General features: G+C 68.0%; 12 protein-coding genes. 5 read left to right on the forward strand and 7 right to left on the reverse strand.

Translation table 11 applies throughout. The features are described 5' to 3' along the window. Positions 1-388: 388 nt before the first annotated feature. Entirely contained in the window at positions 389-1,222 is an 834-nt protein-coding gene (locus AC1AYP_RS04280) for a hypothetical protein (protein ID WP_476546843.1), read from the forward strand. A 580-nt stretch (positions 1,223-1,802) separates the two neighbouring features. Here AC1AYP_RS04280 and ispF read toward each other — a convergent pair. Both ispF and AC1AYP_RS04290 read right to left on the reverse strand, forming a co-directional pair. Beyond that, positions 1,803-2,288 (reverse strand): 2-C-methyl-D-erythritol 2,4-cyclodiphosphate synthase, encoded by a 486-nt coding sequence (ispF, locus tag AC1AYP_RS04285; RefSeq protein WP_476546846.1) that lies wholly within the window; start codon positions 2,286-2,288, stop codon positions 1,803-1,805. Between the two features lie 80 nt (positions 2,289-2,368). Beyond that, positions 2,369-2,965 (reverse strand): CarD family transcriptional regulator, encoded by a 597-nt coding sequence (locus tag AC1AYP_RS04290; RefSeq protein WP_034526438.1) that lies wholly within the window; start codon positions 2,963-2,965, stop codon positions 2,369-2,371. 140 nt (positions 2,966-3,105) lie between these two features. Between AC1AYP_RS04290 and glgB the strand changes: the two genes are divergently transcribed. From glgB to AC1AYP_RS04305, 3 genes are read left to right on the forward strand one after another with little or no spacing between them, the layout of a single operon-like run. Continuing rightward, on the forward strand, positions 3,106-5,337 hold the full coding sequence (glgB, locus tag AC1AYP_RS04295; RefSeq protein WP_476546848.1) for a 1,4-alpha-glucan branching protein GlgB: 2,232 nt from the start codon (positions 3,106-3,108) through the stop codon (positions 5,335-5,337). Between the two features lie 50 nt (positions 5,338-5,387). After that, the gene (locus tag AC1AYP_RS04300; RefSeq protein ID WP_476502157.1) at positions 5,388-6,113 is read left to right on the forward strand and encodes a response regulator transcription factor; all 726 of its coding nucleotides are present in this window, start codon (positions 5,388-5,390) and stop codon (positions 6,111-6,113) included. 39 nt (positions 6,114-6,152) lie between these two features. Then, positions 6,153-7,220 (forward strand): sensor histidine kinase, encoded by a 1,068-nt coding sequence (locus tag AC1AYP_RS04305; RefSeq protein WP_476547009.1) that lies wholly within the window; start codon positions 6,153-6,155, stop codon positions 7,218-7,220. Here the strand turns inward: AC1AYP_RS04305 and AC1AYP_RS04310 are convergent. Both AC1AYP_RS04310 and AC1AYP_RS04315 read right to left on the reverse strand, forming a co-directional pair. Then, a complete protein-coding gene (locus AC1AYP_RS04310) occupies positions 7,189-7,947 on the reverse strand; it encodes a ComF family protein (RefSeq protein ID WP_476546850.1) in 759 nt (252 codons plus the stop codon). The genes AC1AYP_RS04305 and AC1AYP_RS04310 overlap by 32 nt on opposite strands. 10 nt (positions 7,948-7,957) lie before the next feature. Beyond that, positions 7,958-8,767, reverse strand: coding sequence for an HAD-IIB family hydrolase (locus AC1AYP_RS04315; RefSeq protein WP_476546852.1), 810 nt, complete (start codon positions 8,765-8,767; stop codon positions 7,958-7,960). Positions 8,768-8,868: 101 nt separating this feature from the next. On the opposite strand from AC1AYP_RS04315, the gene AC1AYP_RS04320 reads away from it, so the two are divergent. After that, the gene (locus AC1AYP_RS04320; protein ID WP_476502154.1) at positions 8,869-9,297 is read left to right on the forward strand and encodes a metallopeptidase family protein; all 429 of its coding nucleotides are present in this window, start codon (positions 8,869-8,871) and stop codon (positions 9,295-9,297) included. Positions 9,298-9,315: 18 nt separating this feature from the next. On the opposite strand, the gene AC1AYP_RS04325 is transcribed toward AC1AYP_RS04320, so the two are convergent. The 3 genes from AC1AYP_RS04325 to AC1AYP_RS04335 are packed head-to-tail and all read right to left on the reverse strand — an operon-like array spanning position 9,316 to position 14,278. Then, positions 9,316-10,827 (reverse strand): DUF5719 family protein, encoded by a 1,512-nt coding sequence (locus AC1AYP_RS04325; protein WP_476532779.1) that lies wholly within the window; start codon positions 10,825-10,827, stop codon positions 9,316-9,318. Next, positions 10,824-13,979 carry a glycosyltransferase family 2 protein gene (locus AC1AYP_RS04330; RefSeq protein WP_476546854.1) on the reverse strand — a complete coding sequence of 1,052 codons (3,156 nt, stop codon included), beginning with the start codon at positions 13,977-13,979 and terminating at the stop codon, positions 10,824-10,826. The genes AC1AYP_RS04325 and AC1AYP_RS04330 overlap by 4 nt, the downstream gene beginning before the upstream one ends. After that, positions 13,976-14,278 carry a WhiB family transcriptional regulator gene (locus AC1AYP_RS04335; protein ID WP_476502151.1) on the reverse strand — a complete coding sequence of 101 codons (303 nt, stop codon included), beginning with the start codon at positions 14,276-14,278 and terminating at the stop codon, positions 13,976-13,978. Before AC1AYP_RS04335 ends, AC1AYP_RS04330 begins: the two co-directional genes overlap by 4 nt. Positions 14,279-14,326 lie beyond the last annotated feature (48 nt).

The following is a 14,326-nucleotide window of genomic DNA, read 5'->3' on the forward strand; positions in this document are numbered from 1 at the left end:
CATCCGGGATTCCTTGCGCTGGGACTTCATCAGTGCAAGAAATCCCGGACGTAGGCCGTGTTTCCCGGGGTTTCTTGTGCGCCGGGGACGACAAGGCTCCCCGGCGTCGTCAGACAAAAACGGACAACGAACAACTGGATCCGTCCAGTTCACGCGTTGATGACGGTTCCCCGAAAAAACCGCACGCGACACGCCCGAAGTGAGGGGTGTTATCCACATTGCCCGATTCGGCTTGTCTCCGGGATCCGGCTGCACATAGCGTCGAACCATAAAAGAGCACAAAGGAGTCACCGCACTGCTGCGAATCGCCGAACGGGAACGACGCTGCGCGATAGGCGACGGCGGCGCCGTCTATCACGCCCTGCGCAGGCGGGTGAAGGCGTTGGAAGTGGTCTCGCCATATCCGAATCTTTTCGCAGATGTGTTGTATTGGGATGCCCTCGATCCCGAGGAACAATCGCTGCATATGATCCGCGCGTTGGCAAAGGTTCATCCGCGGTGGACGTTCGCGGGACTCAGCGCCGCATGCGTCTACGGATACCAGCATTCCTACGCGCTGCATGACGGAACGGTGAGCATCACGTCGACGAAAGGCTCCGGGCACGGCGCGGCCAAGCAGCTGAGACCGCTTTACATGCACGCCGTTCCCCGTCGCCTGTTCCGCGGGATATCGGTCACCTCCCCCGCCCGCACGCTCATCGACTGCGCCATCCTACCGTTCGTCGATGCCCTGGCCATCTACGACTCCGCACTGCGGAACGGCCACGTCACAATCGCCGACGTCGAAACACTGATGATTCGAATCAACTGCGATGAGACGGCGGTGGCGAAACTCCTGAGACACGCCGCCCCGCTACGGGAGAACGGAGGCGAATCCTGGGCCTACGCCCATATCCTCGAGCTCGGGTATGCAGGCCCGACGTGCCAAACCGAGTTCTTCAACCCGGACATACCGACCATGCCGTATCGCGTCGATTTCTGCTGGCGGCTCGCCGACGGACGCGTCATCGTCGCCGAATACGACGGCATGGCGAAATACGCCGACGTCAGCAATCCGAATCGCGCGAGTCTACAGGCGAAGCTGGATTACGAGCGCCGGCGGGAAAGCTCTCTCCGAGAGCAGGGAATCACCGCCATCGTGCATCTGTTCTTCGAGGATGTGAAGAACTCCGCGAGGCTGGATGCCAAACTCACCGATGCCGGCGTACCGAAAATCCGTTGACGTATCATCCACCGGAACCGATCCGAAAATCATCCCGCCCGGAATCCCTTGTACGGAGACCAAGGGCAGCGCAAGGATTCCCGGATAATGACCGCATCATCCGGGAATGGTTGCGCTGAGCCGCTCCCCAGCGCAAGGTTTCCCGGAAACGAGGCGCATCATCCGGGATTTCTTGCGCTGAGATATGGTCAGTGCAAGAAATCCCGGACAAAAGGGACGATTCCCGGGAATAGTTGCGCCGGGAGAGGGGAAACGGATATCGCGACGGGACGTCTCATCGGAATCCGGTGTCACTTCGACGACGGTACGACGATACGACGGCAGCACGGCAATGCTTCGGCAATCATCTGACAATACCTCGGCGGCAATCCGGTGATGGCTCGGTGATGGGTGATGGTCTGGCAACACCTCGGCGGCAGTCTGGCAGCGCCTCGACGATGGGCCGGCAACACCTCGGCGATGGGCCGATGGTGCGACGGCAGCCCGAGAAGGCGTCTCGGCGACGATGTCATTCGCGACGGCATCTCGGCGACGCGCCGGCGCTTCTCCTCGGAGCCGGCGAACAGAGCCGCGAACGGAATCAGCGTCCGGTCTCCCCGACCAGGGCCGTGGCGATGGCGGCGAGGCCTTCGCCGCGGCCGGTGAAGCCCATATGGTCGGTGGTGGTGGCGGTGACGGACACCGGGCATCCCACGGCCTCGGCAAGCGCGGCGGCGGCCTCATCACGGCGACGCCCGATCTTCGGCCGGTTGCCGATGATGGCGACCGATGCCGACGTCGGCGCGAAGCCGCGTTCCCGAAGATACGCGACGGTCTCGCGCAGCATGTCCGCGCCGTGCATGCCGGCGCCGTGCGCCTCCGCGCCGACGCCGAACAGCGCGCCGATGTCACCCAGTCCGGCGGCCGCCAGCAACGCGTCGATCAACGCGTGCACGGCCACGTCACCATCGGAGTCGCCCTCGATGCCGCTGCCCTCGCCGTCCCAGCGAAGCCCCGCGAGCCACAATTCGCGGGAGTCGTCTTCGGAGGCGAAACGATGGGCGTCGAATCCCTGTCCTATACGCATAGTGCTCCTCCCGATATGCGAAGGCCCCCATTGGCGGGGGCCTTGCGGATGTCGATCGTCGAATCGCGTCAAGCCGCGGCTCAGCGCTTGCGGCTCTTCTTCTTCTCGGCGTCGAGACGCGCCATCGTGTCGGAGGCGGCCTCCTCGGGCGCCTCGGTGTGATGCTTCTCATCACCGGGCTTCGGCTCGCTGTAGCCGAGGTTCACATCGAGCAGGCGCTGCGCCTCCTCCTCGTCGATCTTCTCGGACAGGGCGATTTCCGAGGTGAGGATGGAACGCGCCTTGGTGAGCATGCGCTTCTCGCCGGCGGACAGTCCGTGCTCGTCGACGTCGCGCTGGGCGAGGTCGCGCACGACCTCGGCGATCTTGTTGACGTCGCCGGTCGCGATCTTCTCGACGTTCAGCTTGTAGCGCCGCGACCAGTTCATCTCCTTCTCGACGATCGGGGTGCGCAGGATCTCGAACACCTTCGCCACCTCGTTCGCGTCGACGATGTCGCGCACGCCGACCTTCTTCGCATTGTCGACCGGGACGTTGATCACCAGGCCGTCGGAGGACAGCACCGACAGCTGCAGGTACTCGCGGGTGACCCCCCTCACGGTCCGCTCGGTGACCGCCTCGACCCTCGCCGCGCCGTGGCGCGGATAGACGACCATATCGCCGACCTTGTAACCCATGAAACCTCCGCTGAAAGCAGACCCACAAAAAACCTGAAAAAGTATGCCATCACCCCCGGACACGCCGGCAGGTCGCCGACCGCGGCTCGCGCGACGCGCCAAAGCCGCGATGATAACGTTTGTAGCCGTACACTATGGGCATGGCTACAAACACGAACATCAATGAAGATACCGTCGCCGTTCCCGTCAACCAGGGTGACCTCGACAAAGTCAGCAACGCCGAGTTCTACAACCCGCACGCCATCCTCGGCGCGCACATGGCGAACTACCCGCATGCCGACCAGACCACGATCCGCGTGCTGCGCCCGATGGCGAAGACCGTCGCCATCGTCACGCAGGACGGCGAATACCCGGCCGAGCATGAATACAACGGCGTGTTCATCGCCGTCGTGCCCTCCGCCAGGACCGAGCACGGCTACAGCGTGCCCGACTACCGCGTGAAGGTCTCCTACGAGGGCGGCGAGCCGTTCGTCGAGGACGACCCGTACCGCTACCTGCCCACCGTCGGCGAGATGGACACCTACCTGTTCGGCGAGGGCCGCCATGAACGCCTGTGGGAGGCGCTGGGCGCGCACGTGCGCCGCTACTCCGACCCGATGGGCGACGTGACCGGCGTCTCCTTCGCCGTGTGGGCGCCGAACGCGCACGCCGTGCGCGTCATCGGCAACTTCAACTCGTGGGACGGTCGCCGCCACGCGATGCGTGCGCTCGGCTCCTCCGGCGTGTGGGAGATCTTCATCCCCGGCATCGGCGCGGGCGAGGTGTACAAGTACCAGATTCTCAACGCCAACTACGAGTGGGTCGACAAGGCCGACCCGATGGAGCGCTCCCACGAGGTGCCGCCGGCGAACGCCTCCGTCGTCGTCGAGTCGACGCACGAGTGGCAGGACGACGAGTGGATGGAGAAGCGCGCCAAGACCAACCCGATGGACAGGCCGGTCGCCATCTACGAGATGAACGCGCTGAGCTGGCGCAAGGACGTGAACAGCTACCGCGAGCTGGCCGACAAGCTCGTGCCGTACATCGAGAAGATGGGCTTCACCCACGTCGAGTTCATGCCGCTCGCCGAATACCCGTTCACCGGCTCCTGGGGCTACCAGGTCACCGGCTACTACGCGGTCGACTCCCGTCTCGGCGGCCCGGACGACTTCAAGTACCTCGTCGACCGTCTGCACGAGGCCGGCATCGGCGTGATCATGGACTGGGTGCCCGCGCACTTCCCGAAGGACGCGTTCGCGCTCGGCCGCTTCGACGGCACGCCGCTGTACGAGGACCCGGACCCGACCCGCGGCGAGCACCCGGACTGGGGCACGTACATCTTCAACTTCGGCCGTCACGAGGTGCGCAACTTCCTCGTCGCCAACGCCTGCTTCTGGCTCGGCGAATACCACATCGACGGCCTGCGCGTCGACGCGGTCAGCTCGATGCTGTACCTCGACTACAGCCGCGAGACCGGCCAGTGGCATCCGAACATCTACGGCGGCCGCGAGAACCTCGAGGCCATCGACTTCCTCAAGGAGGCGAACGCCACCGCGTACAAGAACAACCCGGGCATCATGATGATCGCCGAGGAGTCCACCGCGTACGCGGGCATCACCGCCCCCACCGACCAGGGCGGCGTCGGCTTCGGTCTCAAGTGGAACATGGGCTGGATGCACGACACGCTCGAGTACCTGCACGAGGAGCCCATCAACCGCAAGTGGCACCACAACGAGATCACCTTCTCGATGGTGTACGCCTACTCGGAACACTACGTGCTGCCGCTGAGCCACGACGAGGTCGTGTACGGCAAGGGTTCCCTGTACGGCAAGATGCCGGGCGACGGCTGGCAGAAGTACGCCGGCGTGCGCGCCCTGTTCGCCTACCAGTGGGCGCATCCGGGCAAGAAGCTCACGTTCATGGGCAACGAGCTCGCGCAGTGGGGCGAGTGGGACCACAACAACTCGATCGACTGGGCGTGCCTCGACTGGGAGGACCACCGCGAGGTGCAGTCCATGGTCGCCGACCTCAACAAGCTGTACAAGGAGACGCCGGCCATCTGGAGCCAGGACTTCACGCCCGACGGCTTCCAGTGGCTCACCAGCGACGACGCCGACCACAACACGCTGAGCTTCATGCGCATCGGCTCCAAGGGTGAGACCGTCGTCGTGGTCGTGAACTTCTCCGGCGAGGCGTGGTCCGACTACCAGGTGCCGCTGCCGAAGGAGGGCAAGTGGACCGAGGTGTTCACCACCGACGCCAAGAAGTACGGCGGCTCCGACATCAAGAACGGCACGTTCGAGGCGGACGCCGGCGAATACCATTCGCGTCCGGCCTCGGCGAAACTCACCATTCCGGCGCTCGGCGCTGTATTCTTGAAGCCGGAAGAGTGACGAAAGGCGAACACCCCCTACCTACCGGCTGAAAGGCGGCAAGAACAACCATGCTCAATACCACGGCACGCCAACAGACCACACCGCGCACGGTGCTGGTCGTGGAGGACGAACCGACGCTGGCCACGGCCATCGCGCAGCGCATCACCGCCGAGGGGTGGACGGCGCGTGTGGCCGGCGACGGCGCCAGCGCCGTGCAGGCGGCCACGCAGTTGAAGCCGGATCTGGTGATCATGGACATCATGCTGCCGGTGATGGACGGCCTCGAGGCGACGAAACGCATCGTGGCCGCCCGTCCGGTGCCGGTGCTCATCCTCACCGCCCGCGACGACGAGGCGGACAAGGTGATCGGTCTGGGGGCGGGAGCCGACGACTACATGACCAAGCCGTTCTCGATGCGCGAGCTCATCGCCCGCTGCAAGGCGCTGCTGCGCCGCGTCGAGCGCGCGAAGGTCATCGCCAAGAACGCCGAGAACGAGAAGATCCTCGACTTCGGCACACTGGTCATCGACCCGGCGCAGCGCACGGTGAGCGTGAACGGCGAGTACGTACACCTCACCCCCACCGAGTTCGATCTGCTCGCCACGCTGGCGCGCAAACCCAAGTCCGTGCTCACCCGCGAGAAGCTGCTCGAGGAGGTGTGGGACTGGGTGGACGCGTCCGGCACCCGCACGGTCGACAGCCATGTGAAGGCGCTGCGCCACAAGCTGGGACCGGACATGATCCGCACGGTGCACGGCGTCGGATACGCGTTCGAGCCCCCATCGGGCGAGTGAGCCGGAGACGACCGGAACATGGGACGACCGATGACGCCGATGACCAAGTCCATCGACTCCCGCCGGGCGGGCGCATGCCGTGAACGCATGCGCCCGCTCGGCGTATTCTCCTCGCTCAAGCTCGAATTGTGCGCGCTGCTCGTCTTCGCCACGGCGATCGCGTTCACGATGTGCTGGTTCCTGCTCAAATTCGGCTGGAGCGGCTGGCTCGCCATGCCGTTCACCCTCGTGGTGGCGCTCGGCATCACGTATTTCTTCTCACGCGGTCTCACCGCGCGTCTGCGCCAGCTGCGCGACGCCGCCGAGGCGATGGCCGACGGCGACTACACGGTGCGCGTGCCGATGGACGAGTCCAGCCACGACGAGGTCGGGCAGCTCGCGCGTTCGTTCAACGAGATGGCCGCGGAGCTCCAGCACGCCGACCAGATGCGCCGCGACATGATCGCCAACGTCAGCCACGAGCTGCGCACGCCCGTCTCCGCACTGCAGGCGCAGGTGGAGAACATGGCCGACGGCGTCACCGAACCGACGCCCGCGAATCTGGAGGGCATCCTCGACCAGACGCAGCGGCTGAGCAATCTCATCGCGTTCCTGCTCGACCTGAGCCGCATGGAGGCCGGCGCCGCGAGCCTCGAGATCGAACGCTTCGATTTCCGCGAATTCCTCGACGACACGATCGAACCGTTGGAGATCGCCGACGGCGGCCATGCGCACGACATCCGCATGCAGGCCGCCGAGGGCATCATGATGGAGGGCGACCAGGACCGTCTGCGCCAATTGTTCACCAACATCATCGGCAACGCGTTGAAGCACTCCCCCGACGGGACGAGCGTGCTCGTCGAAGTGCATGAGGACGAGACGCACGACACCGTGGTGACGAACGTCGTGAACTTCGGCTCGCAGATCGCCCCCGAGGCCCGTTCGGACATCTTCCGCCGCTTCGTCAAAGGCAAGTCCGGTCCGGGCACCGAATCGGGCGGCACCGGACTCGGCCTGTCGATCGCGCGCTGGGCGGCGCAGCTGCACGGCGGCGACGTGCGCGTCGTCGACGACATGCGCGGCGCCGACTTCGAGATCACGTTGCCGAAGCATCATACCGTGGCGTAGCGGTCAGGGCGAGACAGGCGACGACCTGCGCGCCCGCCGCCTCCAGCGCGGCCACGCAGGCGCGCATCGTCGCGCCGGTGGTGACGATGTCGTCGACGAGGACCACGCGCCGCCCGTCGACGCGCCGGGGCCGCGGCACCGTGATGACGGAACCGCCCACCCTCGCCGCGCGTCCGCTCCTGCCCTTCGTCTCCACCGACTTGCCTCCCGTGACGCGCGACGTCAGCACGTTGCCGGCGTGCGCACGGACGCCCCGCGCACGGCACCATGAGGCGAGTGCGCGCGCGGGCGGCATCATATGCCGCCTGCCGCGGCGCCTCGCCGAACGCGCCGATGACGGTGCCGGCACGATGAGCAGCCCGTCGTCATCGCCATGACCGGCGTCCACGCCTCTCGTCACCATGTCGCTCGCCGCCGTGCCGTCGGACGTCGTGATGCCGATCGCGTCCGGGACGCGCGAGGCGAGCGTGCACAACGCCTGGGAGAACGGACGATCGCACTCCTCGTCGCCATGATCCTTCCATGCCAGCACGGCGCGTCTCGCCGCCCCCTCGTACACCGAACACGCGTATGCCGGCACGTGCGTCGCCTCCGACGGCACGATCACCACCTGCGAGAACAGGGTCCGGCATGCGGGGCACAGCACCTCGTCGGGCATGTCGCATCCCGCACAGCCGCGCGGCAGCAGCAGGCCCATCATGTCCGAGGCCACGGTGCCGGCGCGCATGATACGCCTCCTACCGTCCCGCGGCGGGCATCGGCAGGCGCTCCAGCAGGCCGTCGATGAGTTCGACGGTGTCGGCCGGGCTGGAGACGGCGATGCCCATCGCCCCGGCCTGCACCGCCGGATAGTCGTTGCCGCCGGGCTCCATGCGGTCGCCGACGAACGCGATCCGGTCCACCTCGACGCCGAGATGGCGGGCGAGCTCGCGCACCGCGAACGCCTTGTCGATGCCCCGGTCGGCCACGTCGATGCTCGTGTAGCCGCCCGCGTGGACCTTGAGATCGGGCAGGTCGGCGGCGACGGCCGCGGCGAGACGCGCCTTCACCTCGTTGGTCGGATCGAACGCCTGCTTGGCCTCCAGCGGCGCCTGCTGGCCGAGCACGGACAGGGTGATCTGGGAGCCGCGGTCCTCGATGCGTTCGCCCCACACCGTCTCGAACCAGACGCCCTGCTCGCGCGCGCGGCGTTCCAGGCTCGCGCGGGCGCGGGCGCGCTGGTCCGCATCGAGGTCGTGGCTGAACACCTGCTTCCAGCCGCCGCCTTCCCAGCGCCGATAGCAGGTGCCGGAGGTGGGCATGAGATGGAGCCGCCGCAGATCCGCCTGCGGTTCGAGCACGTCGAGGATCTGGCTGACGACGAGCTCATAGCGGCCGCCGGTGATGACGGCGACGTCGATGCGCCGCGTGAGCTCGCTGAACCGATGGGCCATGGCCGGCTTCATGGGTTTCCTCGAATTGGCGAGCGTGTTGTCCAGATCGAATCCGATCAGCCGCACACGCGCGCAAAGCACGTCGAGGTCCCATTCGTCCCATGGCCTGATCATCGTCGCCTCCTGTCCGCTGCGCGCAGCCGTCGTATGTCCAGTATCCCACGTCGGAGGCCGCCCCATCGCGGTTGCCGCCGGCATGGCCTACAGTGGGTGCCATGCTTGAAGCCCCTTGGAATGAACGAGTATACCGCAATCGTCACGGCCGCGGCGTCCGCACGCCGATGTTCGGCACACGTCTGCCACGGTATCGCACCCGTTCGGGCATGTTCGACGATCTGGTGGCCGCGCATATCCGCCGTCTGGCCGAGGCGTGGCCGCAGCTGGTCAAGCCGGTGCAGTTCGCGGTGGAGGACGTGCCGCCCTCCGATCCGGCGCCGTGGGAGTCGGAGCCGAGCATCAACTCCCGCCTGTTCCCCGCCGACCACGGCATGCCCGCGCGCATCGTGCTGTACCGCATGCCGTTGCAGTCGCATACGCGGGGCCGCGAGGAGCTCCAGTGGGCGATCCGCGACGAGCTCGTCATCCGTCTGGGCGAACTGTACGGCCGCCGCCCCGAGGAGCTCGACCCGGATTTCGAGTGGTGAGCCCGGCGGCCGCACGGTTCAGCGCACGATCGACGCGTCGGGCGTCGCCCTGACGAGCTCCTCGCGCACCGCGAGCGTGGTGGGCGCGACCACCGACAGCCCGGCGGTCTTGTCGGAGTCGAGTCCGCCGCCGCCGATGCGCGCGCCCCACGAGACGGCCTTGGCCTCGTCCGAGACGATGGCGGCGACGCCCTCCCCTTTCACGGTGGTCGCGTCATGCGCCTTGACGGTCACCTCGCGTTCGTCGCCGGCCTTGCCGGTGTCGTCCATGAACGTGAGCTTGACGGTGGCGTCATCGTCGCCGGCGTTGACGAACGTGAGCGTCGTATCGACGCCGTCCGCGATCGCCATGCCGGAGGAGACTGCGGGGGCCGAGGCCTGGAGCAACGCGAAGTCCTCCTGTCCGTCGGAGCCGGATCTCGTGGCCTTGGCCGAGGCGACGAAGGCCTTCCCGCCGCCGGAGACGACGATTCCGCGCGCGCCCTTGGGCGCCTTGCCCAGATCGATGACGGCGACGCGGTCCGCCTTCACCTGCTCCTTGCGGATGTCCTTCGCACCGTTCTCGGTGGCCCAGGAAAGGGAGACCTCGCCGGCGCTCTTGCCGTACAGGTAGAGGCTCACGCGGTCGCCCTCGGCCACGCCGGGAATCACGCTCGTGGCCGTGGCGTCCGCGGCGGGCATCGCGAAATCGGAGCCCTTCGGCGTCAATCCGCTGCTCGCCGTGGTGCGCACGACGGCGCCCACCGGCGTGGCGCCGCTGTCCACGGTGACGTAGACGCCGTCCTGTCCGGAAGCGGCCGCCGACAGGTCGACGACGGTCTCCCCCTCGGCGGCGACGGTGGCGCTGCCCGCCGTGGACAGGCCGAGCCGTCCCGAGGCCTTGCTGCCCACCACCGTGATGGACACGGTGGTCGCCTTGGACGAGGGATTGGCGAGCACGAGCTGCTGCCGCGTGCCGGTGGCCGTGGATGTGAGCAGGAACGACTGGCTCATCGCTGGGGTGACGCAGGTGGCGGCGGAGATGCCGCGCAGGTCGCCGTCCGCGGCGTGCGACACGGTGACGCCGGCGTGGCCGGAACCGTCGCCGGCCTTGAGCAGGTTCGTGTCGAGCAGGCGGGAGTAGCCGCCGTCGTCCCTCGACACCATCGCGTCACGGCTGACCGGCTTGTCCGGAGCCTTGAGCGAGACGGTCTTCGCGTCGCCGGTCAGGTCGAGCGGCGTGGACGTGGAGGCGTACACGGAGCCGAACGCGGCGAGCGCGGTGGAGGTCGTCATGTCGCCGGCGGATGCACGGTACTCGCTGTCCCCCCAATCGGTGGAGTCGGGCAGTTCCATGCGGGCCGGGCAATACGCCTGAAGACGCTCCTGGACGATGCGGTGCGACGATCCGAGCGTACCCGAGGCGGAATCCACCATCACGTCGGGCATTCTGACGACGGCCAGCACGGCGAACGCCGCGATGAGCAGCACGCTGGTGACGACCGCCACGATGACGCGCAGCACGCGCATCGGTGTTCCCTGCCTGTTCATGCGGTTTCGCCCTCCTCTTCGCGTTCGGCGCGTCCGTCCTCGTCGACCGGCTGCCCGCGCCGTCGCCGTGGCGCGGCGACGAGCACGTACAGCAGGCATGTCACGCCCAGCAGGACCAGCCAGACGTAGCGCCACGGACTGTGCGCCATGGCGCGTTCACGCGTGGCGTCGACGCCGACGCCGGTGCCCTCGGCCGCGGTCAGACGATAGTAGGTGCCCGAGTCGGAGGTCACGACGGACTGGGTGCCGTCGGACGCGGTGATGTTCGTGGCGAGCTGGTCGGATCCGGATTGTCCGGAGACGACGAACACGCCGCCGAACCCGAGACCCACGAGCGCGGAGATGGCCGCGTCGTCGCTGTTCGACAGGAGCCTCGCGGACAGCTCGCCGATGCGCCCATCGGCGTCGTCCGTCTGGCCGGCGGCCTGGCGGGCACGCCATGCGGGCGAGGAATCGACGAGATCGCCCACCGAGGTGTCCATGACCGCGTAGGAGACGTTGGAACGGGAGTCGGCCTCGAGGGCGAGGATGCGTTGGCCGGGCTGGCCTTCGAGCATGTCCGTCGCCACCATCGGCAATCCGGAGCCCGAGACGGCGACGGACCCCTCGACGTGACGGGCCGTGGAGAATCCGGTCCAGGCGACCACGCCCACGGACAATGCGACACACAGCAGCACACGTCCCGCGATCACGGCCCGGTGCCATGCGCGTCCGGAGGCGGCGCCGGAATCCGACCGGCCGCCCGGAGCGCGCAGGGCGACGAAGCGGCGGACGGCGCCGCCGGCCATCAGGCATACGCACGACAGCGCGCCGAGCATGGCGAGCAGAAGTCCGGGAAGCACCGATCCGGCCACGGCGCCGTCGGCGTCCAACGCGATGGCGACCCGTGCCGAGCCGAGGCTCAGCGCGCCGCCCGCGACGATCGTCACCCACATCATGCGCGAGGCGCGCAGGGCGAACGGCAGGACCAGCGAGACGACGGCCAGCACGGTCACGGCGAGCAGCATGCACAGGGTGGCGATGCCGAATCCGGAGATGAGGAACTGCGTGAAGCCGCCTGTCTCGTCGAATCCGAACGCGCGGATGACCACCTCGGTCAGGTTGAGCGCCGCCGGACGGCCGTTGGCCGACGCGACGGGGACGGTCATGTCGCCGAACAGCTGACGCCATTCGCCGCGGGAGGCGTAACGCACGGACGCGACGAGCGTCGGCGCCGCGAGCAGCGCGGCGGGCAGCGGCATGAGCAGCAGCATGGCGCGATGCCGGGGCACGAAGACGAGGAAGACGAGGAACGTGACGACGAGGGGCAGCAGCAGCTGGGGCTCGGCGGCCACGACCGGCATGTAGCACAGCGAGGCGGCGGCGGACGCCTGCACCGAGGGGCGCGGACGGACCGGATCCTCGGTATGGTAGAGCCCCACCGCGCGGAACGTGAACGCGAACGCCGCGGGCATGAACACCATCACGGTGAGCATCGGCAGGTCGGCGGTCGAGAACAGTCCCATGGCGAGGCCGAGGGAGACCCACAGCAATCCCGAGATGACGCGCACCGCGTCGGAACGGGTGAATACGCCGGCGAGCGCCCAGAACGACAATGCGGCGCACGGCGCGGCGAGGAAGAACATGAGGACCGTCGCGGCGGCCACATGCCCGCCGGTGAGGAGGGAGACGAGCAGCAGCACCCACAGCCACGGGGCCGGTGGGGCGGCGACGCCCACGCCGACGCCCCACGTCCACTGCGTGGTGGCGGCCGATGCGAGCTGGGCGAGGGAGGCGCCGGTGGGCAGCCATTGCGCCGAGACGAGCGATCCGCCGGACAGCGCCGTGCGGAACAATGACCAGTCGAGCGCGAGCACCGCGACGAACGCGGCCGCGGCCATCGCGGCGGCGAGCCCCCAGCGGCGCACGGCGCGCATGCGCAGATGCGCGCGCACCAGCGGCCCCAGCAGCACGGTGCCGCGCTGGTCGGCGAGGGCGTGCGAACGTTCCCTCCACTGCGTGAGCTGGCCGCGCGTGGCGGTGAGCAGCGCCAGTCGCCGCCGGTCCACCTTCGTCTGACGTGCGACCGCCCGGCGCGCCCGCAACGCCCCGGGCAGGGATGCGAGCGCACGCCAGGGCATGCACAGCTCGCACCATGCCTCATAGGGCTGCTTGGCGACGAGACGGGCCAGTGCGAGCCCGATGGCGGCGACGAGCGAGACGAGCCAGACGAGGGGCCAGCGGGGCATGGCGATGTCCGTGCACCGGTAGCGGCGCCATGCGGTCATCACGCGCATGGACGGATTGACCGCGTCCTCCGGGTCCAATCCTTCGCCGCCGTGCGTGCGCACGCCTTCGAAGCGGGCTCGGCGATGGGCGATGCGCGCGCGGGGGACGACGACCACGCGTCCGCCACCACGGCAGATCCTGCGGCATAGGTCGGTTCCCTCGGCGTAGGTGGTGAACCACGGGTCGGTCCCGCCGAACGCGCGATAGGTCTCCATGGGTACGAGCGCGCCGGCCAGCGACACGGCGAAGACGTCGGCGCGGGCGTCGTACTGCTCCTGGTCGGGTTCGTCGTCGACGACCAGCGTGTTGACGACGTGGCCGGTCGCGTAGGCGCCCACGCCATGCAGCCGCGTGCCCTCCCAGTCGAGCTGCTTCGCGCCGAGCAGGGAGGCGCCCGGCGTATTGCGCCACGCCTCGACGAGGCGTTCCAGACAGTGGGCGTCGGCGGGACGGGAGTCGTCGTGCAGCAGCCACAGGGCGCGTGCCGTGCCGTCCAGGCCGGCGTAGTCCATGGCCTTGGCGACCGCGGCGCCGAAGGACGAGGCCCCTTGGGCGCGCACCAGCCACACGTCGACCGACAGGGTGCGCGGTTCACGGCCCAGCAGCGGGTCGGTGGGCGTCACGGTCACGTCGAACGAGGTGCGCAGCGGCTGCGCGGTGTCGCCGGTGCAGTCGGCCACGACGATCGCGCCGGGCAGCACGGTCTGTCCGAGCAGCGATTCGAGCGTGACCGGAAGGAATCTCAGATCGTCCTCGACGGTCACGACGGCGGCGACGCCGGTCTCGACGCCGCGCGCCCGTGAACGCGGACGGGCGGCCAATGCGTCGGACAGGATCCGGCGCACGCCGCCCGTGGTGGGAAATTGTTCGATGTCTGCAGTCACGCCTGCTCCTTGCGTGTTTTCTTGTACCGTCGGCGTTCCCTCTCGCTCATGCCGCCCCAGATGCCGAACCGCTCATCATGCTCGATGGCCCATTCGAGGCACTGCCGGCGCACTTCGCACTGCGCGCACACGCGTTTCGCGTCGCGCGTCGACCCACCCTTCTCCGGGAAGAACGCCTCCGGATCGGTCTGCGAGCACAGCGCCTTGCGCTGCCATGACACATCGCCGTCCGGGGAGAACAACCCCCATAACAGCTCCTCCAGCGGCTCGTCGGCGGAATCTTCGGCAATGCCCCACATGTGCATGACCTCCCTTGCCTGATTCGAGCCTGTTCCTTCGTGTCTAGA

This window comes from Bifidobacterium sp. LH_424 (genome assembly GCF_056356895.1).